A 21,334-nucleotide genomic window follows, 5' to 3' on the forward strand; every position below is an offset into this window, starting at 1 on the left:
GCAGAGTAAATAAGTAACAAACGATATACAACCCAGAAATGGTAAAGGCACCGTTAAGGTGCCTTTTGGGTGGATGGTCATGTCATGTTAATGACGCCGATACTCATTGACATGGAAATCACCAGATTCAATTTTGGCGATTCCTGCTTCTAATATCGAAATAAATTGTCTGGCAACATCAGTAGTTAACCAGAGTGTCTGACCAACTTCAGTCCCTTCCTGCTCGGACTTATTTGGGGTCTGGTAGTGCAAACGCAACATCAGCGCATCATAGCTATCAACGGTGCTGATGTCCCACCCTACGAGCGGATGAGTCTGAATGACTTCATTGTTTTTTTCCATCATGGCCCCCTAATTCGTGTTACTAGACAACGTTATTCGAGGTTCAATGCGTTTTTATCTGAAGCAACTTCAGTATATCAATAAATATGGGTATTCACCGAAATTTTAAAGGGGTAGTGAGATATTTTTTTTCTTTTAAGATTTATATGAACAATAAAACAGCATGTCGTTCATATTTTTTTAGCATATTGTGCAATTATTTTGAGGGAGTGTAAAATTTGTACAAACAATCTTAAAATATAAAAAAGCCGGGGCGACCCGGCAAAAACAAACATCACTGCATATTATTCGCTAACAAACCAGTCATCGGCGCTTTCCCACGTTTCTTGTAGAATTTCGCTAATGCGCTGTTTATCTTCTTTTGTTGCGCCAATAACCGATAAATTATTTGCCGCAGCATATCGTACCGATACGTGACCTTCATTGTCCGGAAACGCATACTGAATACGACGAGAAAGTTCACCCGCCAGAGCGTCAATGGCCCCAGTGGGTAGTGGAGAAGTTTTCGCTATGGTGACTTCAATTCGCATAATAGCCCCCTGTTGAATATACTGGTTATTTATACAGGCAAAATAAGCTAAAGACAACAGGTGGCTACGTTTTTTATTGCTTAAAAGACCAACGTACAGTTTCCCCAGCCAGGAAAGGAACAAGCGTGTCGTCTGTCAGAGCGATGCTTTCAGCAATTTGCTGCTCTTCACGTATTAGTTCAATAAACGATTCATTGACCGGCAATCCATAGAATTTCGGCCCGTTTAAAGAACAGAATGCTTCAAAATGCTGTAGTGCATTCATCTCTTCAAATACGGTGGCGTAACTACCCAGCGCCGATGGCGCATTAAAGCAACCTGCACAGCCGCAGCTACTCTCTTTACGATGACGGGCATGTGGTGCGGAATCGGTACCCAGAAAAACGCGATCAAAACCACTGGCGACCAGCTCACGCAGCGCCTGTTGGTGAATATTGCGTTTGAGGATCGGCAGACAGTAGAGATGCGGACGCACACCGCCAACCAGCATATGGTTACGGTTAAACATCAGATGCTGGGGAGTAATGGTGGCGGCCAATAGTTCATTTCCGTCACGAACATAGTCAGCAGCATCTTTGGTGGTGATGTGCTCGAAAACGACTTTCAGCGCGGTCAGGCGCTGGCGTAGTGGCTCCATGACCGTCTCAATAAAACGCGCTTCACGGTCAAAAATGTCGATGTCAGCATGGGTCACTTCACCATGCACCAGCAGCGGCATACCGATTTTTTCCATGCGCTCAAGTACTGGCATGATTGCGTCAACCGACGTCACGCCGTGGCTGGAGTTGGTGGTGGCGTTCGCGGGGTAAAGTTTTGCGGCGGTGAACACGCCTTCGTTGAATCCACGCTCCAGCTCATTGGGGTCCAGCGAGTCTGTTAAATAACAGGTCATCAGCGGGGTGAAATCGTGTCCGTCCGGTACGGCGTCAAGGATACGTTGGCGATAAGCCACAGCAGCCTCAACTGTTGTTACAGGCGGTGCCAGATTGGGCATAACGATGGCCCGACCATAGGTTTCGCTGGTATACGGCACGACAGTTTTTAACATGTCGCCATCGCGGAGGTGAAGGTGCCAGTCGTCTGGGCGGCGGATCTTTAATACCTGGGATGGTGCAGTCATTAATTTCTATGCTCCGGCTGAAGGGATGTTTTTGCCGGACACAAAGGATAAGCGGAAACGTTTTCCTTTGCACGAAAAATAAAGGGCGCAAATACGCCCTCGTAATTAATCAGTGAACGGAATGACTATTTCACCTGGTTTCACTTCAATGCCTTTTGCCAGTTTTTTAGCCATTGCTTCGCCTTTGCTGCCATCTTCGCGCAGGACGTAAGCCGGCTGCTGGTTAAAGTAATTGCGTAATGCCTGATTCAAATAGGGAAGTAACGTTTGCATCACGGTTTGCATTTTTTCCGGCTGCACGGTCGCGTCGACCACTTCCATCTCTTTCAGGAAGATGGCGCCTTTCTCTTTATCAAACACAGGCAGCGCTTTCAGCTTCAGTTTCATGGTTGCTTTTTGGCTACCGAACAGAGAGTTCATATCCAGATTGGCGTCCCCGGTTAGGGTAACCTTATTAGGTTCTTCACGACCAATTTGGCTGGTCAGGTTTGTCAGAACTATATGGGCGTCAGCCACGCCGGGCAAACCGATATCTTTTGAGAAATTATTATGTTTCGCAAGCGACTGGTTAATCTCTTGTTCGGTGATGGTGTATTGGGTGAGTTGATTACAGCCAACGAGCAGGCCACTGACGATTAATGCAGCGGCAAATAAAAACTTGTTCATGGTAGTCCTCGACATGAAATCTGCGTCAATATCCTGACACAACGCAGCATGTGTCACCAGCGATAAACTCGCCAGCAGAAAAAACTGAAAACAGCGGCAACCCGCGAATACAGGCTGCCGCGGCAGGCCAGGGTTAAATCGCCATTGATGATAGCAAATTGATTTGCGTCTGTTTGGCCATGTTATCGCGGTAATCAGCGACGCGGCTTGGCCAGTTTATTCCGGCAACCAGCGTCAGATTACGCAGCAGCGGAAAAAGTTGAATGTCATCTTCCGAAAGCTCGCCATTCACGGCGTTTGGCTTGACGATGAGTTTATCCAGTGCACGTAAATCATCGCTGATATTTTTAATTAACCCATCAGAATGTGAGAGAAGCTCGGCAAAATTACCCGCGCTGACCTCTTTCTTGTCGATGAAGTATTTGCGCGCGGCGGGAGTAGAAAACTCATCAAACGCCGATTTGGCAAAACGCGGCAACAGCAGTTTATTGGCATAGCCGTTGACCTTGCGCAGCCACTCTTCAATGGCAGGGGAGCGTTTACCCGTCAGTAACGGTTTGCCGTCGAGCTTATCCACATAGTGAACAATGTCCATGCTTTCTGGCATATATCGGCTGTCATCTTTTTGCAGAATGGGAACCTGTTTTTGACCGACCATCCGGGTGGGTGTTTCTGCATCGTCGTTGAGCAGAACGTGTAATTCGACGGGGATATTTTTCAGGCCGAAAATCATGCGGGCTTTGAGGCAGTAAGGGCAGTGATCGTAAATATATAGCTTCACGTGACTCCTCCATTTGGCTGTCAGTTCACTTTCAGTATGGAGGAGTCAGGGGGGAGTATCAAATCAGGCGTCGTGTTCCAGCAACCGACGCGCGGCACGTTTATGGCTAAATTGCCAGCCCAATGCAAGGAAGGTGATGAGGCCAATAACGCCCAACATCATCCACGGCAACTCCGGTTGTTGCGTGGATTTACCCAGGTCAAACAGCCAGCCTCCGCCGATATAGCCAATAGCGCCGCCTATCGCCAGGCCCAGCCGACTAAACCCCATATAACTGCCGCGCGCTCGTGCATCCGCTAACGAGGCGCTAAGAGTTTCACGCGCAGGTTCGGCAATGATCGAGCCAATATAAAACAGACAAATCAGGGTGAAAAGTTGTTGCAGGCCACTGACCATGCCCACGGGTATCATGCTTAATGACATCACCAGTAGCCCCGCCATCAACCGATGTTCCAGACGAAAACGCTTTTCGCTCCAGCGGGCGATAGGGTAGAGCAACGTTAACGACAGACACGCTTCGATGGCATACATCCATTTAACGGCAGAGGGCGCTCCGGCAACGTCGTTGACCATAATCGGCAGCATCAACATCACCTGCACCGCCAGCATGTAGTAGCCCGCGAGTGTCAGGACATAGGTGACAAAACGTTTATCGCGCATCACGCGGGTCATGCCTTCGCGGACTGGCGTGCGAACGGTAGAGAGTTTCCACGCAGGCAACAACCAGGCGTTAAACGCTGCACACAATACAAACAGAATTGCCCCCGTGGCGCAGACCAGGCGAAAATCGTATTGCAATAACCAACTCCCCAACAGCGCGCCAATGACCGCACCGGCACTGTCCTGCATCATCAACAGGGAGAAAAAACGGCCCCGTTGTTCCGGACGAATTAATTTCACCACCAGCGCCGAACGCGGCGGATCAAATAACGTACCGCCGAGGCCCGAGAGCAAACAAGAAAACCACAGCATCCAGGGTTCATGGGCGATGCCCATGGTGGCGAATCCGGCGGCGCGCATCAGCATACCGGTAACGATCATCGGTTTAGCGCCAAAACGGTCGGCAATAGCACCGCCGAAAATGCCTAATCCTTGCTGAATGAACTGACGCAGACCGAGGGCAATACCGACCATTACGGCGGCCCAGCCCATTTGATCAACGAAGCGGATAGAGATCAGCGGGAAGACAACAAAGAACCCCAGCACGACCAGCATATTATCGACGAGAAGGAAATATTTACCCAGGTTCCTCGCCTGCGATACGCGCGACATTTCCCCTCCCGGGAAATAAAAGATGAGCACTTTCTATTCTGCATTGCTGCTAAGATTTTTCCCATCATATCGGGGACAATATTTTTTTATCAAAACGTCGCTTTGATAGAGAGTTTTTATCAAATATGTGAATAATGCAGAAAATGGTATTTTGGACTTTTCACAGGCTCTGGTTGCGCAGGTATAGTAATACTTACAGCGTATTAAAGACGTTACGGGAAGGAGTAGGTATAGAATGTTTGGCTATCGCAGTAACGTGCCAAAAGTGCGCTTAACCACCGACCGACTGGTCGTGCGTCTGGTGCATGAACGTGATGCCTGGCGACTGGCGGATTATTACGCAGAGAATCGCCATTTCCTGAAGCCTTGGGAGCCGGTGCGCGATGAAAGCCACTGCTATCCTTCAGGCTGGCAGGCCAGGTTAAGCATGATTAACGAATTTCATAAACAGGGCTCAGCCTTTTACTTTGGATTATTTGATCCAGATGAGAAAGAGATTATTGGCGTAGCAAATTTTTCCAATGTGGTACGCGGCTCTTTTCACGCCTGTTATCTCGGTTATTCGATCGGACAAAAATGGCAGGGTAAAGGACTGATGTTTGAAGCTCTGACCGCCGCCATTCGCTATATGCAACGTACCCAACATATTCATCGCATTATGGCCAACTATATGCCGCACAATAAACGCAGCGGTGATTTGCTGGCGCGGTTGGGGTTTGAAAAAGAAGGCTATGCGAAAGATTATTTGTTGATTGATGGAAAATGGCGCGATCACGTACTGACGGCATTAACCACCCCGGACTGGACGCCCGGCCGCTAAGGAGAATTTCATGAAGTATCAACTTACCGCACTGGAAGCCCGTGTGATTGGCTGTTTGCTGGAAAAACAGGTGACGACGCCAGAGCAATACCCGCTTTCCGTGAATGGCGTGGTAACGGCCTGTAACCAGAAAACAAACCGTGAACCGGTAATGAATCTGAGCGAATCCGAGGTACAGGAGCAACTGGATAATCTGGTAAAACGCCATTATCTGCGCACGGTGAGTGGCTTTGGTAATCGAGTCACCAAATATGAACAACGTTTCTGCAACTCTGAGTTTGGTGACCTGAAACTTAGCGCCGCGGAAGTCGCATTAATTACCACCTTGTTGTTGCGCGGTGCTCAGACGCCAGGTGAACTGCGCAGTCGCGCGGCGCGGATGTATGAATTCAGCGATATGACGGAAGTAGAAACGACGCTGGAACAACTGGCTAATCGCGAAGATGGGCCTTTTGTCGTTCGTCTGGCTCGCGAACCGGGTAAACGCGAAAGCCGCTATATGCATCTTTTCAGTGGCGAGGTGGATGATCAGCCTGTGCTTACAGAAACGTCGGACGCGGTTGGTGGTGATTTACAATCCCGCGTCGAAGCCCTGGAAATCGAGGTGGCAGAACTGAAACAGCGTCTTGATTCGTTGCTGGCCCATCTGGGAGATTAACGTGAAAAAATTACGTATCGGCGTAGTGGGTTTAGGCGGCATCGCGCAAAAAGCGTGGCTGCCAGTGCTGGCAGCAGCGTCTGACTGGACGCTACAGGGGGCGTGGTCGCCAACGCGTGAGAAAGCCATCTCAATTTGTGAAAGCTGGCGCATTCCTTACGCCGATTCGTTATCTAACCTTGCCGCCAGTTGCGATGCGGTATTTGTCCACTCCAGCACCGCCAGTCATTTTGAGGTGGTCAGTGCGTTATTAAATGCAGGTGTACATGTCTGTGTCGATAAACCGCTGGCGGAAAATCTGCGCGATGCCGAGCGACTGGTTGAACTTGCAGCGCGCAAAAAACTGACACTGATGGTCGGCTTTAACCGTCGTTTCGCGCCGCTGTACAGTGAGTTAAAAACGCAGCTTGCCAGCGCAGCCTCGCTAAGAATGGATAAACATCGTACCAATAGCGTCGGGCCACACGATCTTTATTTCACCTTGCTGGATGATTATTTGCATGTGGTTGATACCGCGTTGTGGTTGTCTGGCGGCAATGCAACTCTCGAAAGCGGTACGTTGCTGACCAATGAGTCTGGCGAAATGCTGTTTGCCGAGCACCATTTTTCGGCAGGTCAGTTACAAATCACCACCTCTATGCATCGTCGTGCCGGAAGTCAGCGTGAAGCGGTGCTGGCAGTGACTGAAGGGGCATTAATCGACATCACCGATATGCGTGAATGGCGTGAGGAGCGTGGGCAGGGCGTGGTGCATAAACCGATTCCTGGCTGGCAAAGTACCCTCGAGCAGCGTGGATTTGTCGGTTGTGCGCGCCATTTCATTGAATGCGTGCAAAATCAGACAGTTCCGCAAACCGCGGGTGAACAGGCGGTGCTGGCGCAGCGCATCGTTGATAAGATCTGGCGCGATGCGATGAGTGAATAAACCCTGTAACATCTGGCGGTAGCAATTCACCATAATCCAGGTAGACTATTCGCCTCTTTCAGCGCCTGCCTTGCAGGCGTTTTGCCGTGGGTCTGGATTAGAACACCGATGAATTTATTAAAATCGCTGGCCGCCGTCAGCTCGATGACCATGTTTTCGCGTGTGCTTGGCTTCGCACGCGACGCTATTGTCGCCAGAATCTTTGGCGCAGGGATGGCAACCGACGCCTTTTTTGTCGCGTTCAAACTTCCTAACTTGTTACGCCGTATCTTTGCTGAAGGGGCATTCTCCCAGGCTTTCGTGCCGATTCTGGCGGAATATAAAAGCAAGCAGGGCGAAGACGCCACGCGGGTCTTTGTCTCTTATGTCTCTGGTCTGCTGACACTGGCGCTGGCGGTTGTGACGGTCGCCGGCATGCTCGCCGCGCCGTGGGTGATCATGGTAACCGCGCCGGGCTTTGCGGATACTGCCGACAAATTCGCACTTACCAGCCAGTTATTACAGATTACTTTTCCTTATATCTTATTGATTTCACTGGCATCGCTGGTGGGGGCAATTCTGAATACCTGGAACCGTTTCTCGATTCCGGCATTTGCCCCAACGTTACTCAACATCAGCATGATTGGCTTTGCGCTGTTTGCTGCGCCGTACTTTAATCCACCCGTGCTGGCGCTGGCGTGGGCAGTTACGGTGGGCGGCATCCTGCAACTGGTTTATCAGCTGCCGCATCTGAAGAAGATTGGCATGTTGGTATTGCCGCGCATTAACTTCCACGATGCCGGGGCGATGCGCGTAGTGAAACAGATGGGGCCGGCGATTCTTGGCGTCTCTGTTAGCCAGATTTCCTTAATCATCAACACTATTTTTGCCTCATTTCTTGCCTCCGGCTCGGTGTCATGGATGTATTATGCCGACCGTTTGATGGAGTTTCCGTCCGGTGTACTGGGCGTGGCGCTGGGGACCATTTTGCTGCCGTCGCTGTCGAAAAGTTTTGCCAGTGGTAATCACGATGAATACAACCGTCTGATGGACTGGGGGCTGCGTCTTTGTTTCCTGCTGGCGCTGCCAAGTGCGGTGGCGCTGGGCATCCTCTCCGGTCCGTTAACTGTTTCGCTGTTCCAGTACGGTAAATTTACCGCCTTTGATGCGCTGATGACCCAGCGGGCGTTAATTGCCTACTCGGTAGGTTTGATTGGCCTGATTGTGGTGAAAGTGCTGGCTCCGGGCTTTTATTCACGGCAGGACATTAAAACGCCGGTGAAAATTGCCATCGTCACGCTGATTTTGACGCAATTGATGAACCTTGCATTTATCGGCCCGTTGAAACATGCCGGACTGTCGCTTTCCATTGGTCTGGCGGCGTGTCTGAATGCTTCGCTGCTTTACTGGCAGTTGCGTAAGCAGAAAATCTTTACCCCACAACCCGGCTGGACTGCGTTTCTGCTGCGTTTACTCGTGGCGGTTCTGGTGATGTCTGGTGTGCTTTTAGGCATGTTGCATATTATGCCGGACTGGTCGTTGGGCACTATGCCCTGGCGTTTACTGCGTTTGATGGCGGTCGTTGTCGCGGGAATTGCAGCATACTTTGCCGCACTGGCCGTGTTGGGCTTCAAAGTAAAAGAATTTGCTCGTCGTACTGCTTAACGTAGAATTCCGGCCTGCATCGCAGGCCGGAGAAAATCTTCAAATAGAAATCTTTTTACCACCGCGCCAGGGTGTTGAGGTCTGACCGTTCGCCCCGTACAGTGTCGGCTCCTGATGCGGTTTCAGCATTTCCAGTGCCTGTTGATTGCGCTCAATCTGCCCTTCCAGTAGCCAGCCGTTATGCTGATTTAACTGGCGCAATTGCTGCGTTTTCTCGGTGATTTCCTGCCAGCATTGCGCAATATCTTCACTTATTTCTGTATCCGGTGCCTGTCGACGCAGCTGTTCCAGGTAATCCAGAGTCGCCAGCATTGAGCTTTTTTGTTCTGTAATATGTTGCAGCTGGCTACCGGTGAACTGCCCCATAGAGAGATGTTGCTGCTCCTGGACCATCACTATATTAAGCTCGTTAAGCACCACAGACATCTGGTTGAGAATCTCAGCAAGACGCGGCATCTGATTATTTACTCATTAAATCTTGTTGCACTTCGTTGATCAGCGCATCGGCAATTTTGCCGACATCCATTTTTAGTTCACCATTACGAATCGCCAATTTTAATGCTTCAACGCGTTCAAGATTGATATCACTGCTGCCCGGTTGCATCAGTGTTGCCTGCGCATCGCTTAACTTGACGTTAGTACTGGCGGTAGCCGTCGTTTTTGCTGCGCGGGTATTGGCTACCGGAGCGTCACTGGTTTCACGTGGCTGAACGGTGCTTACAGGCTTCAGGGGGGAAGTGCGGTCAATACTCATGGTTTATTCCTCATTGAGGGCGCTTTATCATTTGTTGCTTATTTATCGGCAATGGACGGGCAATCTTTAATAGCTTACAGGTTTATAAGAATATTCCCATCGGCATCCACTACGCCACTGACTACCTGACCCGATATCATTCTCACGCGGGCTTTTTGCGCGACGGAAGCGTTATTCAGCGCCAGACCTTCAGCATTTGCACTGAACCCATCGCCACTGGCAATCACGTTAACGCGTTGTCCTGCTTTTACCCGCCAGGCCTGACGCAGCATAGTCAGCTGTATAGGTTGTCCGGGGACCAAATCGCGCAGGCTAACCGCATCAACCAGTTGATTAGCATCCAGAACGGTACGCGGCGGTAGTGTATCCAGTCTGCCACGTTTAAGTTTTACACTGCCTGCGTCAAGCTTTCCCCCACGCACAACTGGCATTGCTGCAACAACATAATTCCCTGTCGCCTGTACATTCACTTGCACGTAATGCTTATCGTTGCCACAACGTGCCAGCACATTCACATTGCCCCACAGGCGGGCGTTATTAGTCATGGAAAGCAGCGGCTGTTCGCATGGCGGCAATAAATTGGGTGCAGTACGAATAGAGACGTGGACCTCATCACTTAGCCCTGCTAGTTGTGCAACGAAAAAGGTTTGCAATTGTGAGGGGAAATCGCCAGCCGCACTAAGTGGACTGAACAACATCGTGATGATCGCCACACAGCGCATTATTGTCAGCATTTTTGCCCCCGGCTATTTTCACAGCCTGAATTGTACCCGTACGCAATGACCATCAACGGCATAAATAGCAACCCATTTTGCTTTTATTCCACCGATAACGCGCGCGTAAAGTCTTTAAGCTGACGGCAGAATTTTGATATCTGCGGAGGAGATATGCTCGATAAGCTCGACGCCGCCTTACGTTTTCAACAAGAGGCACTCAATCTGCGCGCCCAGCGTCAGGAAGTGCTGGCGGCAAATATCGCCAATGCCGATACCCCTGGTTATCAGGCGCGCGATATGGATTTTGCCAGTGAACTTAAAAAAGTGATGCAGCGCGGGAGAGATGAAACCAGCGTGGTCGCGCTGACGTTGACCTCGTCGCAGCATATTCCAGCACAGGCGTTGTCACCTCCTGCCACAGAATTGCAATACCGTATTCCGGACCAGCCTTCACTGGACGGCAATACCGTGGATATGGATCGCGAACGCACCCAGTTTGCCGATAACAGCCTGCAATACCAGATGAGCCTTAGCGCGTTGAGCGGACAAATCAAAGGCATGATGAACGTATTACAAAGCGGAAATTAACGGATGGCACTGCTGAATATTTTTGATATCGCCGGATCGGCGTTAACCGCTCAGTCTCAGCGTCTGAACGTGGCTGCCAGCAACCTGGCCAACGCCGACAGCGTGACGGGGCCAGATGGTCAGCCGTATCGGGCAAAACAGGTGGTGTTCCAGGTGAACGCCGCGCCAGGGGCAGCGACGGGCGGAGTCAACGTGGCTGACGTGATTGAAAGCCAGGCCCCGGACAAACTGGTCTATGAACCGGGTAATCCGCTGGCGGACGCGAAGGGCTACGTGAAAATGCCAAACGTCGATGTGGTAGGCGAGATGGTTAACACCATGTCGGCGTCGCGCAGCTATCAGGCCAACGTTGAAGTACTCAATACGGTGAAAAGCATGATGCTGAAAACCCTCACGCTCGGTCAATAAAGGAGAAAGTCATGTCCATTGCGGTAACCACCACCGATCCGACAAATACCGGCGTCAGCACTACCAGCAGTAGTTCGATTACGGGCAGTAACGCCGCCGATTTACAGAGCAGCTTTCTGACTTTGCTGGTGGCGCAACTGAAAAACCAGGATCCGACCAATCCAATGGAAAACAACGAGCTGACGTCACAACTGGCGCAAATCAGCACGGTCAGCGGGATTGAAAAGCTCAACACCACACTCGGTTCGATTTCCGGGCAGATTGATAACAGCCAGTCGCTACAGGCCAGCAACCTGATTGGTCACGGCGTGATGATCCCCGGCACCACCATTCTTGCCGGTACTGGCAGTGAAGAAGGGGCGGTGACCACCACCACGCCGTTTGGTGTTGAACTGCAACAGGCCGCAGACAAAGTGACCGCAACCATAACCGATAAAAATGGCGCAGTTGTGCGCACCATTGATATTGGTGAGCTCAGCGCCGGAGTCCACAGTTTCACCTGGGACGGCACGTTGACCGATGGTACGACCGCGCCGAACGGTTCTTATAACGTGGCAATTAGTGCCAGCAACGGCGGTACGCAGTTGGTTGCCCAGCCATTGCAGTTTGCGCTGGTACAGGGCGTGATTCGCGGCAATAACGGTAACACGCTGGATCTCGGCACTTACGGCACCACCACCCTCGACGAAGTACGGCAGATAATTTAAGCCTTCACATTTCAGGAGTCAGTCATGGCCTTTTCTCAAGCGGTTAGCGGATTAAACGCTGCTGCCACCAATCTCGATGTCATTGGCAACAATATCGCCAACTCCGCCACCTATGGCTTTAAATCCGGCACGGCTTCTTTTGCTGATATGTTTGCTGGTTCGAAAGTGGGACTGGGGGTGAAAGTTGCAGGCATCACTCAGGATTTTACCGATGGCACTACCACAAATACTGGTCGTGGGCTGGACGTTGCTATCAGCCAGAACGGTTTTTTCCGTCTGGTAGACAGTAACGGTTCGGTGTTTTACAGCCGTAACGGGCAATTCAAACTGGATGAAAACCGTAACCTTGTGAATATGCAAGGTTTACAGTTGACTGGGTATCCGGCAACCGGTACGCCTCCGACCATCCAGCAAGGGGCGAATCCGGGCAATATTTCGATTCCAAATACCTTGATGGCGGCGAAGACCACGACCACGGCGTCCATGCAGATTAACCTTAACTCCAGTGATACGCTTCCTACCGTTACGCCATTCAGCGCCAGTGATGCCGATAGCTATAACAAAAAAGGTTCGGTAACGGTGTATGACAGTCAGGGTAATGCCCATGACATGAGCGTCTACTTTGTGAAGACGCAAGATAATACCTGGTATGTCTACACCCAGGATAGTAGTGCTCCAAACAGCATTGCAACGATAGCGACAACACTGGAATTTGATGCCAATGGTCTTCTGACGTCGGATCCAACAAAGGATATTACCACTGGCGCGATTAACGGCGCAGATCCTGCGACATTCTCCCTCAGCTTCCTCAACTCTATGCAGCAAAACACCGGCGCTAACAATATTGTGGCAACCACCCAGAACGGTTACAAACCGGGCGATCTGGTGAGTTATCAAATCAACGATGACGGCACGGTAGTTGGGAACTATTCGAACGAACAAACCCAATTGCTGGGGCAGATTGTGCTGGCCAACTTTGCCAACAACGAAGGGCTGGCATCAGAGGGGGACAACGTCTGGTCTGCAACGCAATCTTCTGGTGTCGCGCTGCTGGGAATCGCCGGGACCGGTAATTTTGGCGCACTGACCAACGGCGCCCTGGAAGCGTCCAACGTCGATCTCAGCAAAGAACTGGTCAATATGATTGTCGCCCAGCGTAACTATCAGTCTAACGCCCAGACCATCAAAACTCAGGACCAGATCCTCAACACGCTGGTTAACTTACGCTAATTGCTGACGGGATAGCTCGATGGATCACGCAATCTATACCGCGATGGGCGCCGCCAGCCAGACGCTGAATCAACAGGCGGTGACCGCCAGCAATCTGGCGAATGCCTCCACGCCCGGTTTTCGCGCGCAGTTAAACGCCTTGCGCGCAGTGCCGGTGGAAGGGCTTTCTCTGCCCACACGCACTCTGGTGACGGCATCTACGCCAGGTGCAGATATGACGTCCGGCAAGATGGATTACACCTCGCGCCCCCTGGATGTTGCGTTGCAGCAGGATGGCTGGCTGGCCGTGCAGACCGCTGACGGCAGCGAGGGGTATACGCGTAATGGCAGCATTCAGGTTGATCCCGGTGGACAACTGACGATTCAGGGGTATCCGGTGATTGGCGAGGCGGGGCCGATTGCCGTGCCGGAAGGGGCGGAAATTACTATCGCCGCCGATGGCACCATTTCGGCGCTCAATCCGGGCGATCCGGCAAATACCGTTGCGCCAGTAGGACGGTTGAAACTGGTGAAAGCCATGGGCAGTGAAGTGCAGCGTGGTGATGACGGGATCTTTCGTTTGAGTGTGGAAAGTCAGGCCACGCGTGGTCCGGTGTTACAGGCTGACCCAACGTTACGGGTGATGTCGGGCGTGCTGGAAGGTAGCAACGTCAATGCCATTTCGGCAATGAGCGACATGATTGCCAGTGCGCGGCGTTTTGAAATGCAGATGAAGGTAATAAGCAGCGTCGATGATAACGCTGGTCGCGCCAACCAACTGCTGTCGATGAGTTAATTGAAAGGATAAATGACAAGCATAAGTTGCCCGAAGCGCAAGCTTATCGGGCCTACGGGATAAATCGCAATTTATTGATTTTGCGAGCTCTTGTAGGCCGGATAAAGCGTTTACGCCGCATCCGGCAAGAAGACATATGCGATTTGTCAGCAATCCACTACAGGACATTTTATGATCAGTTCATTATGGATCGCCAAAACGGGCCTTGACGCCCAGCAAACCAATATGGACGTCATTGCCAACAACCTGGCAAACGTCAGTACCAATGGTTTCAAGCGCCAGCGGGCGGTGTTTGAAGATCTGCTTTATCAAACCATTCGCCAGCCTGGCGCACAGTCTTCCGAACAAACTACCTTGCCATCCGGGTTACAAATCGGTACGGGGGTGCGTCCGGTCGCCACTGAACGCTTACACAGCCAGGGCAACCTGTCGCAAACCAATAACAGCAAAGATGTGGCGATTAAAGGGCAGGGCTTTTTCCAGGTCATGCTGCCGGATGGCTCATCAGCGTATACCCGCGACGGCTCTTTCCAGGTGGATCAGAACGGGCAACTGGTGACGGCGGGCGGTTTTCAGGTGCAGCCAGCAATCACCATTCCGGTGAATGCGTTAAGCATTACCATTGGTCGTGATGGCGTGGTCAGCGTTACCCAGCAAGGACAGGCCGCTCCGGTTCAGGTTGGACAACTCAATCTGACCACGTTTATGAACGACACTGGCCTGGAGAGCATTGGCGAAAACCTCTACACCGAAACACAATCCTCCGGCGCACCGAACGAAAGCACGCCAGGTCTGAACGGCGCTGGGCTGTTGTATCAAGGATATGTTGAAACGTCTAACGTCAACGTGGCGGAGGAACTGGTCAACATGATTCAGGTACAGCGCGCCTACGAAATCAACAGTAAAGCGGTATCCACCACCGACCAGATGCTGCAAAAACTGACGCAACTCTAAAGCATACCGGTAGGGCAACTTACCGGTTTATTGATTTTTGAAGATGATAGCCATGCGAAAAAAATACGGCATTTCCACCTTGTTGGTGCTTTCACTGACCGGCTGCGCCTGGATCCCGTCTACCCCGCTGGTGCAGGGGGTGACCACGGCACAACCTGTACCCGGCCCGACGCCCGTCGCCAATGGTTCCATTTTTCAGTCTGCCCAGCCGATTAATTATGGCTATCAGCCGTTATTTGAAGATCGCCGACCACGCAATATCGGCGATACGCTGACTATTGTGTTGCAGGAAAACGTCAGCGCCAGCAAGAGTTCGTCTGCTAATGCCAGCCGCGACGGAAAAACCAACTTCGGGTTTGATACTGTGCCGCGCTATTTGCAGGGGCTGTTTGGTAATGCCCGTGCCGACGTCGATGCCTCTGGCGGTAATAGCTTCAATGGTAAAGGCGGGGCAAATGCCAGCAATACCTTTAGCGGCACCTTGACCGTGACGGTTGATCAGGTGCTGGTCAACGGCAACCTGCATGTGGTGGGCGAAAAACAGATAGCCATTAATCAGGGTACGGAATTTATTCGTTTCTCCGGCGTGGTCAATCCACGCACCATCAGTGGCAGCAACACTGTACCGTCAACCCAGGTGGCAGACGCGCGCATTGAGTACGTTGGCAATGGCTACATTAACGAAGCACAAAACATGGGCTGGTTACAGCGTTTCTTCCTTAACCTGTCGCCAATGTAAGTGAGGCTGTGGTGATTAAATTTCTCTCTGTATTCATTCTTCTGCTGGTAGCGACCGTTGCTCAGGCTGACCGCATTCGCGATCTCACCAGCGTACAGGGCGTACGGCAAAACTCGCTGATTGGTTATGGCCTTGTTGTTGGCCTTGACGGTACGGGCGACCAGACGACCCAGACGCCGTTTACCACTCAAACGCTTAATAACATGCTCTCACAGTTGGGAATTACCGTTCCGACTGGCACCAATATGCAGCTAAAAAACGTCGCTGCGGTGATGGTGACAGCGTCACTTCCGCCGTTTGGACGCCAGGGGCAAACCATCGATGTGGTGGTTTCTTCCATGGGTAATGCCAAAAGCTTACGTGGCGGTACGTTGTTGATGACACCGCTTAAGGGCGTCGACAGCCAGGTTTATGCGCTGGCGCAGGGCAATATTCTGGTCGGTGGCGCGGGGGCATCAGCGGGAGGTAGCAGCGTTCAGGTTAACCAACTGAATGGCGGGCGGATCACCAACGGTGCGATTATTGAGCGCGAATTGCCCAGCCAATTCGGCACTGGCAATACCCTCAATTTGCAGCTAAATGACGAAGACTTCGCGATGGCGCAGCAGATCGCCGATACCATCAACCGCACCCGAGGATTCGGCAGTGCCACGGCGTTAGATGCCCGAACTATTCAGGTACGTGTGCCGAGCGGTAATAGTTCCCAGGTGCGTTTCCTTGCCGATATCCAGAATATGCAGGTCAATGTCACCCCGCAGGACGCCAAAGTCGTGATTAACTCGCGCACCGGTTCGGTGGTGATGAATCGTGAAGTGACCCTCGACAGCTGCGCGGTGGCGCAGGGCAATCTCTCGGTTACGGTAAATCGTCAGGCCAATGTCAGCCAACCAGATACACCGTTTGGCGGCGGACAGACCGTGGTAACGCCACAAACGCAGATCGACTTACGCCAGAGCGGCGGTTCGCTGCAAAGCGTGCGTTCCAGTGCCAGCCTCAATAACGTAGTGCGCGCGCTCAACGCCTTGGGAGCCACCCCGATGGATTTAATGTCCATACTGCAATCTATGCAAAGCGCGGGATGTCTGCGGGCAAAACTGGAAATCATCTGATGATTAGCGACAGCAAGCTGCTGGCGAGCGCCGCCTGGGATGCACAATCACTTAACGATCTGAAAGCGAAAGCGGGCGAAGATCCAGCAGCAAATATTCGCCCGGTAGCTCGCCAGGTGGAAGGGATGTTTGTGCAGATGATGCTAAAAAGCATGCGTGAAGCCTTACCGAAAGATGGCATGTTCAGCAGCGAGAATACCCGGCTCTACACCAGCATGTATGACCAGCAGATAGCCCAACAGATGACAGCAGGCAAAGGTCTGGGACTTGCGGAGATGATGGTAAAACAGATGACGCCAGAGCAGCCATTGCCAGCAGAAGAAATGCCTGCCGGACCGATGAAATTCCCACTTGAAACAGTGATGAGTTTTCAAAATAAAGCGCTCAAGCAGATGGTGCAAAAAGCTTTACCGCACAATTTCGATGCTTTGTTGCCTGGTGACAGCAAAGCGTTCCTTGCACAGCTCTCGCAGCCAGCTCAATTGGCAAGCCAGCAAAGCGGTGTGCCACATCATCTGATTCTCGCCCAGGCTGCGCTGGAATCCGGCTGGGGACAACGACAAATTCGTCGCGAAAATGGCGAGCCGAGCTACAACGTGTTTGGTGTAAAAGCGTCAGGTAACTGGAAAGGGCCAGTTACTGAAATCACTACCACCGAATATGAAAACGGCGAAGCGAAGAAAGTAAAGGCGAAGTTTCGTGTTTACAGTTCTTATTTCGAAGCATTGTCAGATTACGTTGGGCTGTTAACCCGTAATCCACGCTACGCCGCCGTGACTCGCGCTGCCAGCGCCGAGCAGGGGGCGCAGGCATTACAGGATGCAGGTTATGCCACCGATCCTGAATATGCCCGCAAACTCACCAATATGATTCAGCAATTGAAATCGGTAAGCGACAAGGTGAGCAAAACCTACAGTATGAGTATCGATAATCTGTTCTGAATAATTCAAGTCCGGCGGGTGTCTGCCGATAATGCTTGGTAATTGAAGGCTTACAAGGAACCTCCATGTCCAGCTTGATTAATAACGCCATGAGCGGACTTAACGCTGCCCAGGCGGCGTTAAATACGGCGAGTAATAATATTTCCAGCTATAACGTTGCCGGATATACCCGACAAACCACCATTATGGCGCAGGCTAACAGTACGTTAGGTGCGGGCGGTTGGGGAGGCAATGGCGTTTATGTTTCTGGCGTGCAACGTGAATACGATGCGTTTATTACCAATCAGTTACGTGCGGCCCAGACCCAGAGTAGCGGCCTGACTTCCCGTTATGAGCAAATGTCGAAAATCGACAATATGCTCTCTGGCAGCACCACGTCGCTGGCAACGCAAATGCAGGACTTCTTTACCAGTTTGCAAACGTTGGTCAGTAACGCAGAGGATCCGGCTGCGCGGCAGGCGCTGATTGGCAAGGCGGAAGGTCTGGTAAATCAGTTTAAAACCACCGACCAGTATCTGCGCGACCAGGACAAACAGGTCAATATCGCGATAGGTGCCAGCGTTGACCAGATCAATAATTATGCCAAACAAATCGCCAGCCTGAACGATCAGATCTCCCGTTTAACAGGTGTGGGAGCAGGGGCTTCACCCAACGATCTCCTTGATCAACGCGATCAACTGGTGAGTGAATTAAACCAGATCGTTGGTGTTGAGGTCAGTGTTCAGGATGGCGGTACTTACAATATCACCATGGCCAATGGGTATTCGCTGGTTCAAGGCAGTTCGGCACGTCAGCTTGCAGCAGTCCCATCCAGTGCCGATCCTTCTCGTACGACAGTCGCTTATGTTGATGGGACGGCGGAAAATATCGAGATCCCGGAGAAATTGCTGAATACGGGGTCGCTGGGCGGCATTCTGACATTTCGTTCTCAGGATCTTGATCAGACGCGCAATACGCTCGGGCAACTGGCGCTGGCATTTGCCGAGGCTTTCAATGCCCAACATAACAAGGGGTATGATGCCAATGGTAAAGAAGGGGAGGATTTCTTTGCTATTGGTAAGCCCGCTGTTCTGGAAAATAGCAAAAACAAAGGAAGCTCCGCGATCGGTGCTACGGTAACCGATAGTTCCGCTGTGCTGGCGACAGATTACAAAATCTCGTTCAAAGATAATCAGTGGCAGGTCACCCGTCTGGCCAGCAATACCACTTTTACGGTGGTGCCGGATGCCGACGGTAAAGTCTCATTTGATGGTCTGGAACTAACCTTCACCGGAACGCCAAAACCAAACGACAGCTTCACCTTGAAACCGGTAAGCGATGCCATCGTCAATATGGATGTACTAATCACTGACGAAGCGAAGATCGCCATGGCAAGCGACGAAACTGCCGGTGAAAGCGACAACCGCAATGGTCAGGCGCTGCTGGATTTGCAAACTAATGGCAAAACGGTCGGCGGGGGGAAATCCTTTAACGATGCCTATGCCTCGTTGGTTAGCGATATCGGGAATAAAACCACTACGTTGAAAACCAGCAGCACGACTCAAAGTAATGTGGTGACGCAACTTTCTAATCAGCAGCAGTCTATCTCTGGCGTCAATCTCGACGAAGAGTACGGCAATCTGCAACGTTTTCAGCAGTATTATCTGGCCAATGCCCAGGTTCTGCAGACGGCGAATGCCATTTTTGATGCGCTGATTAACATTCGCTAAGGGGAGATAAGATGCGTTTCAGTACCCAGATGATGTACCAGCAAAATATGCGCGGTATCACCAATTCTCAGGCGGAATGGATGAAGTACGGCGAACAGATGTCGACGGGTAAGCGAGTCGTTAACCCTTCTGACGATCCCATTGCAGCATCACAAGCCGTGGTTCTCTCCCAGGCGCAGGCGCAAAACAGCCAGTACACACTGGCGCGGACTTTCGCGACCCAAAAGGTGTCGCTGGAAGAAAGCGTGCTTGGCCAGGTGACGACGGCAATCCAGAATGCCCAGGAAAAAATTGTTTATGCCAGCAACGGCACGTTAAGTGATGATGACCGGGCATCGTTGGCAACGGATATTCAGGGGATTCGCGACCAGTTGTTAAACCTGGCGAATACCACGGATGGGAACGGGCGTTACATTTTTGCCGGTTATAAAACAGAATCCGCGCCGTTTAGTGAGGTTGACGGTGATTATGTCGGCGGAACAGAAAGTATTAAGCAGCAGGTCGATGCCTCTCGCTCAATGGTGATAGGGCATACAGGTGACAAAATTTTCAACAGCATCACCAGCAACGCGGTAGCGGAACCTGACGGTAGCGATTCTGAAACTAACCTGTTTGCTATGCTGGATAGCGCCATCGCGGCGCTAAAAACGCCAGTCGCAGATAGCGAAGCGGATAAAGAAACCGCCGCTGCGGCATTGGATAAAACCAACCGTGGTCTGAAAAACTCACTGAATAATGTCCTGACCGTACGCGCGGAACTCGGCACGCAACTGAATGAACTGGAGTCGCTGGATTCATTAGGTAGCGATCGCGCTTTAGGGCAAACGCAGCAGATGAGCGATCTGGTTGATGTGGACTGGAATGCGACTATTTCATCTTACATCATGCAGCAAACGGCGTTGCAGGCGTCGTACAAAGCGTTTACAGATATGCAAGGATTGTCGCTTTTCCAGCTCAACAAATAAGCTCGTTTTTAAGCATATCTTGAAACTGGGTATGTTTTGTCTGCCTGCTCTGGGATCGCCGGGGCGGGCATTTTTTTGCTATGAGGCATAAAGAACTATTACAGACATGCCTGCAAATCAGCCAATGTTGCCATCAGTATCATAGAATCGACAGGTGACGGCTCAAAACCCACTCGCAGATAAAATTCGCGGGCCTGGTCTGATAACGCATGGACCAACATTCCGCGAATACCAATGACTTCAGCTGCCTGTAGTACTCGTAGACCGGCATCTCTGACCATCGCGCGACCGATACCCTGACCCTGTAATGATTTATCTATTGCCAAACGACCAAGTACTACAACAGGGATCGGTTCTGGCATATTACGGCGAAATCGTCCTGTTGCGACATGCATTTCGACGGCGCTTGAGGCAAGCGAATAATAAGCCAAAACGTTGCTATGAGTATCACAGCCAACAAATGTACGTGATGCACCTGCAAGCTGATTTTTTAGGGCCCTCTGCTTTAGCCAGTTATCCATCGTTTCTACCCCCGAGCAAAAATAGGTGAATTGATGCTTTGCCTGGAGTGGTTCGGGGGCCTGAATCATTTTTTCTGTTCCCACGGCGCGGGTGTTTGCATGGTTTTGCGTAATGCAGAATTGGGCGCGGGTGGCTGATCCAGCCGATTCAAAAATAGCTGATAATCATCAGAATCCATCCTGAAAATTCGCTGCTCAATGAGCGCCTCTTCAGCTGCGGCTCTGGCGGCCTCAAGGACAAATTCGGTGCGATTTTTTCCTCGGGCTTTAGCGGCCCGGTCGATAAGATCGCGTTCTGCGGGTTTTATGCGCAGATTTAAAGATTCGCGCCTGGCTGGAATGTTGTTGGCGGCTGGCATAAAAAAATCCTTCAGCTTTATATGGATAATAATTATACAACATATGTAACGCTAATGTCATTACAGCAAAGGCACTGCCCCTGAAATAAAAAGCCCCGGCG

General features: G+C 51.3%; 26 protein-coding genes. 15 read left to right on the forward strand and 11 right to left on the reverse strand.

The genetic code is table 11. The features are described from left to right. Positions 1-87: 87 nt before the first annotated feature. From bssS to mdtH, 6 genes are all read right to left on the reverse strand, one after another. Positions 88-342, reverse strand: coding sequence for a biofilm formation regulator BssS (gene bssS / locus FEK50_RS17390; protein WP_000414435.1), 255 nt, complete (start codon positions 340-342; stop codon positions 88-90). Between the two features lie 284 nt (positions 343-626). Next, positions 627-872, reverse strand: coding sequence for a DNA damage-inducible protein I (gene dinI, locus FEK50_RS17395; RefSeq protein ID WP_001217771.1), 246 nt, complete (start codon positions 870-872; stop codon positions 627-629). Between the two features lie 73 nt (positions 873-945). Further along, on the reverse strand, positions 946-1,992 hold the full coding sequence (gene pyrC, locus FEK50_RS17400) for a dihydroorotase (RefSeq protein ID WP_131162253.1): 1,047 nt from the start codon (positions 1,990-1,992) through the stop codon (positions 946-948). Between the two features lie 105 nt (positions 1,993-2,097). Further along, entirely contained in the window at positions 2,098-2,658 is a 561-nt protein-coding gene (locus FEK50_RS17405; protein ID WP_032183927.1) for a lipoprotein, read from the reverse strand. A 133-nt stretch (positions 2,659-2,791) separates the two neighbouring features. Continuing rightward, positions 2,792-3,439: a glutaredoxin 2 gene (gene grxB, locus FEK50_RS17410; RefSeq protein WP_130259666.1), complete on the reverse strand. Its 648-nt coding sequence runs from the start codon at positions 3,437-3,439 to the stop codon at positions 2,792-2,794. A 63-nt stretch (positions 3,440-3,502) separates the two neighbouring features. Continuing rightward, on the reverse strand, positions 3,503-4,711 hold the full coding sequence (mdtH, locus tag FEK50_RS17415; RefSeq protein WP_131162252.1) for a multidrug efflux MFS transporter MdtH: 1,209 nt from the start codon (positions 4,709-4,711) through the stop codon (positions 3,503-3,505). 235 nt (positions 4,712-4,946) lie between these two features. Between mdtH and rimJ the strand changes: the two genes are divergently transcribed. The 4 genes from rimJ to murJ all read left to right on the forward strand — a co-directional run bounded on the left by rimJ (position 4,947) and on the right by murJ (position 8,758). Then, entirely contained in the window at positions 4,947-5,531 is a 585-nt protein-coding gene (gene rimJ, locus FEK50_RS17420) for a ribosomal protein S5-alanine N-acetyltransferase (RefSeq protein WP_130205501.1), read from the forward strand. 10 nt (positions 5,532-5,541) lie between these two features. Beyond that, on the forward strand, positions 5,542-6,189 hold the full coding sequence (locus tag FEK50_RS17425) for a YceH family protein (protein ID WP_064528533.1): 648 nt from the start codon (positions 5,542-5,544) through the stop codon (positions 6,187-6,189). 1 nt (position 6,190) lies between these two features. After that, the gene (locus tag FEK50_RS17430) at positions 6,191-7,114 is read left to right on the forward strand and encodes a Gfo/Idh/MocA family oxidoreductase (RefSeq protein ID WP_130205505.1); all 924 of its coding nucleotides are present in this window, start codon (positions 6,191-6,193) and stop codon (positions 7,112-7,114) included. A 108-nt stretch (positions 7,115-7,222) separates the two neighbouring features. Next, complete coding sequence (gene murJ / locus FEK50_RS17435) at positions 7,223-8,758, forward strand: murein biosynthesis integral membrane protein MurJ (RefSeq protein ID WP_130205507.1); 1,536 nt, start codon at positions 7,223-7,225, stop codon at positions 8,756-8,758. 39 nt (positions 8,759-8,797) lie between these two features. Here murJ and flgN read toward each other — a convergent pair whose 3' ends face one another. The 3 genes from flgN to flgA all read right to left on the reverse strand — a co-directional run bounded on the left by flgN (position 8,798) and on the right by flgA (position 10,246). Continuing rightward, positions 8,798-9,214, reverse strand: a complete 417-nt coding sequence (flgN, locus tag FEK50_RS17440; RefSeq protein WP_130205509.1) for a flagella biosynthesis chaperone FlgN — start codon at positions 9,212-9,214, stop codon at positions 8,798-8,800. A 4-nt stretch (positions 9,215-9,218) separates the two neighbouring features. Further along, positions 9,219-9,512, reverse strand: a complete 294-nt coding sequence (gene flgM / locus FEK50_RS17445; protein WP_130205511.1) for a flagellar biosynthesis anti-sigma factor FlgM — start codon at positions 9,510-9,512, stop codon at positions 9,219-9,221. A 74-nt stretch (positions 9,513-9,586) separates the two neighbouring features. After that, positions 9,587-10,246: a flagellar basal body P-ring formation chaperone FlgA gene (gene flgA, locus FEK50_RS17450; RefSeq protein ID WP_130259668.1), complete on the reverse strand. Its 660-nt coding sequence runs from the start codon at positions 10,244-10,246 to the stop codon at positions 9,587-9,589. A 153-nt stretch (positions 10,247-10,399) separates the two neighbouring features. On the opposite strand from flgA, the gene flgB reads away from it, so the two are divergent. From flgB to flgL, 11 genes are all read left to right on the forward strand, one after another. Next, positions 10,400-10,816, forward strand: coding sequence for a flagellar basal body rod protein FlgB (gene flgB / locus FEK50_RS17455; RefSeq protein ID WP_130216143.1), 417 nt, complete (start codon positions 10,400-10,402; stop codon positions 10,814-10,816). 3 nt (positions 10,817-10,819) lie between these two features. After that, complete coding sequence (flgC, locus tag FEK50_RS17460) at positions 10,820-11,224, forward strand: flagellar basal body rod protein FlgC (protein WP_131162251.1); 405 nt, start codon at positions 10,820-10,822, stop codon at positions 11,222-11,224. Positions 11,225-11,235: 11 nt separating this feature from the next. Beyond that, positions 11,236-11,931: a flagellar hook assembly protein FlgD gene (flgD, locus tag FEK50_RS17465; RefSeq protein WP_064528545.1), complete on the forward strand. Its 696-nt coding sequence runs from the start codon at positions 11,236-11,238 to the stop codon at positions 11,929-11,931. A gap of 24 nt (positions 11,932-11,955) precedes the next feature. Continuing rightward, positions 11,956-13,161, forward strand: a complete 1,206-nt coding sequence (gene flgE, locus FEK50_RS17470) for a flagellar hook protein FlgE (RefSeq protein ID WP_131162250.1) — start codon at positions 11,956-11,958, stop codon at positions 13,159-13,161. A 19-nt stretch (positions 13,162-13,180) separates the two neighbouring features. Next, positions 13,181-13,936 carry a flagellar basal-body rod protein FlgF gene (flgF, locus tag FEK50_RS17475; RefSeq protein ID WP_131162249.1) on the forward strand — a complete coding sequence of 252 codons (756 nt, stop codon included), beginning with the start codon at positions 13,181-13,183 and terminating at the stop codon, positions 13,934-13,936. A 171-nt stretch (positions 13,937-14,107) separates the two neighbouring features. Further along, positions 14,108-14,890 carry a flagellar basal-body rod protein FlgG gene (gene flgG / locus FEK50_RS17480; protein ID WP_096854329.1) on the forward strand — a complete coding sequence of 261 codons (783 nt, stop codon included), beginning with the start codon at positions 14,108-14,110 and terminating at the stop codon, positions 14,888-14,890. Between the two features lie 43 nt (positions 14,891-14,933). Next, a complete protein-coding gene (gene flgH / locus FEK50_RS17485; protein WP_130222889.1) occupies positions 14,934-15,629 on the forward strand; it encodes a flagellar basal body L-ring protein FlgH in 696 nt (231 codons plus the stop codon). An 11-nt stretch (positions 15,630-15,640) separates the two neighbouring features. Next, positions 15,641-16,738, forward strand: coding sequence for a flagellar basal body P-ring protein FlgI (gene flgI, locus FEK50_RS17490; RefSeq protein ID WP_130205525.1), 1,098 nt, complete (start codon positions 15,641-15,643; stop codon positions 16,736-16,738). Beyond that, positions 16,738-17,679 carry a flagellar assembly peptidoglycan hydrolase FlgJ gene (gene flgJ, locus FEK50_RS17495; protein WP_131162248.1) on the forward strand — a complete coding sequence of 314 codons (942 nt, stop codon included), beginning with the start codon at positions 16,738-16,740 and terminating at the stop codon, positions 17,677-17,679. Before flgI ends, flgJ begins: the two co-directional genes overlap by 1 nt. Positions 17,680-17,744: 65 nt before the next feature. Next, positions 17,745-19,388 carry a flagellar hook-associated protein FlgK gene (gene flgK / locus FEK50_RS17500; RefSeq protein WP_131162247.1) on the forward strand — a complete coding sequence of 548 codons (1,644 nt, stop codon included), beginning with the start codon at positions 17,745-17,747 and terminating at the stop codon, positions 19,386-19,388. Between the two features lie 11 nt (positions 19,389-19,399). After that, complete coding sequence (gene flgL / locus FEK50_RS17505) at positions 19,400-20,353, forward strand: flagellar hook-associated protein FlgL (protein WP_131162246.1); 954 nt, start codon at positions 19,400-19,402, stop codon at positions 20,351-20,353. A 98-nt stretch (positions 20,354-20,451) separates the two neighbouring features. Here the strand turns inward: flgL and FEK50_RS17510 are convergent, their stop codons facing one another. Then, complete coding sequence (locus FEK50_RS17510) at positions 20,452-20,943, reverse strand: GNAT family N-acetyltransferase (RefSeq protein ID WP_131162245.1); 492 nt, start codon at positions 20,941-20,943, stop codon at positions 20,452-20,454. Further along, the gene (locus FEK50_RS17515; RefSeq protein ID WP_130205535.1) at positions 20,940-21,233 is read right to left on the reverse strand and encodes a DUF1778 domain-containing protein; all 294 of its coding nucleotides are present in this window, start codon (positions 21,231-21,233) and stop codon (positions 20,940-20,942) included. Before FEK50_RS17515 ends, FEK50_RS17510 begins: the two co-directional genes overlap by 4 nt. Positions 21,234-21,334 lie beyond the last annotated feature (101 nt).

It is taken from the genome of Escherichia sp. E2586 (assembly GCF_005781105.1).
GTDB lineage: Bacteria > Pseudomonadota > Gammaproteobacteria > Enterobacterales > Enterobacteriaceae > Escherichia.

Bases quoted from the DNA above. Each gene is read 5' to 3' on its own strand.
- bssS (WP_000414435.1), bottom strand. From the start codon at position 342: ATGGAAAAAAACAATGAAGTCATTCAGACTCATCCGCTCGTAGGGTGG.
- dinI (WP_001217771.1), bottom strand. From the start codon at position 872: ATGCGAATTGAAGTCACCATAGCGAAAACTTCTCCACTACCCACTGGG.
- pyrC (WP_131162253.1), bottom strand. From the start codon at position 1,992: ATGACTGCACCATCCCAGGTATTAAAGATCCGCCGCCCAGACGACTGG.
- FEK50_RS17405 (WP_032183927.1), bottom strand. From the start codon at position 2,658: ATGAACAAGTTTTTATTTGCCGCTGCATTAATCGTCAGTGGCCTGCTC.
- mdtH (WP_131162252.1), bottom strand. From the start codon at position 4,711: ATGTCGCGCGTATCGCAGGCGAGGAACCTGGGTAAATATTTCCTTCTC.
- rimJ (WP_130205501.1), top strand. From the start codon at position 4,947: ATGTTTGGCTATCGCAGTAACGTGCCAAAAGTGCGCTTAACCACCGAC.
- FEK50_RS17425 (WP_064528533.1), top strand. From the start codon at position 5,542: ATGAAGTATCAACTTACCGCACTGGAAGCCCGTGTGATTGGCTGTTTG.
- murJ (WP_130205507.1), top strand. From the start codon at position 7,223: ATGAATTTATTAAAATCGCTGGCCGCCGTCAGCTCGATGACCATGTTT.
- flgN (WP_130205509.1), bottom strand. From the start codon at position 9,214: ATGCCGCGTCTTGCTGAGATTCTCAACCAGATGTCTGTGGTGCTTAAC.
- flgM (WP_130205511.1), bottom strand. From the start codon at position 9,512: ATGAGTATTGACCGCACTTCCCCCCTGAAGCCTGTAAGCACCGTTCAG.
- flgA (WP_130259668.1), bottom strand. From the start codon at position 10,246: ATGCTGACAATAATGCGCTGTGTGGCGATCATCACGATGTTGTTCAGT.
- flgB (WP_130216143.1), top strand. From the start codon at position 10,400: ATGCTCGATAAGCTCGACGCCGCCTTACGTTTTCAACAAGAGGCACTC.
- flgC (WP_131162251.1), top strand. From the start codon at position 10,820: ATGGCACTGCTGAATATTTTTGATATCGCCGGATCGGCGTTAACCGCT.
- flgD (WP_064528545.1), top strand. From the start codon at position 11,236: ATGTCCATTGCGGTAACCACCACCGATCCGACAAATACCGGCGTCAGC.
- flgE (WP_131162250.1), top strand. From the start codon at position 11,956: ATGGCCTTTTCTCAAGCGGTTAGCGGATTAAACGCTGCTGCCACCAAT.
- flgF (WP_131162249.1), top strand. From the start codon at position 13,181: ATGGATCACGCAATCTATACCGCGATGGGCGCCGCCAGCCAGACGCTG.
- flgG (WP_096854329.1), top strand. From the start codon at position 14,108: ATGATCAGTTCATTATGGATCGCCAAAACGGGCCTTGACGCCCAGCAA.
- flgH (WP_130222889.1), top strand. From the start codon at position 14,934: ATGATAGCCATGCGAAAAAAATACGGCATTTCCACCTTGTTGGTGCTT.
- flgJ (WP_131162248.1), top strand. From the start codon at position 16,738: ATGATTAGCGACAGCAAGCTGCTGGCGAGCGCCGCCTGGGATGCACAA.
- flgK (WP_131162247.1), top strand. From the start codon at position 17,745: ATGTCCAGCTTGATTAATAACGCCATGAGCGGACTTAACGCTGCCCAG.
- flgL (WP_131162246.1), top strand. From the start codon at position 19,400: ATGCGTTTCAGTACCCAGATGATGTACCAGCAAAATATGCGCGGTATC.
- FEK50_RS17510 (WP_131162245.1), bottom strand. From the start codon at position 20,943: ATGATTCAGGCCCCCGAACCACTCCAGGCAAAGCATCAATTCACCTAT.
- FEK50_RS17515 (WP_130205535.1), bottom strand. From the start codon at position 21,233: ATGCCAGCCGCCAACAACATTCCAGCCAGGCGCGAATCTTTAAATCTG.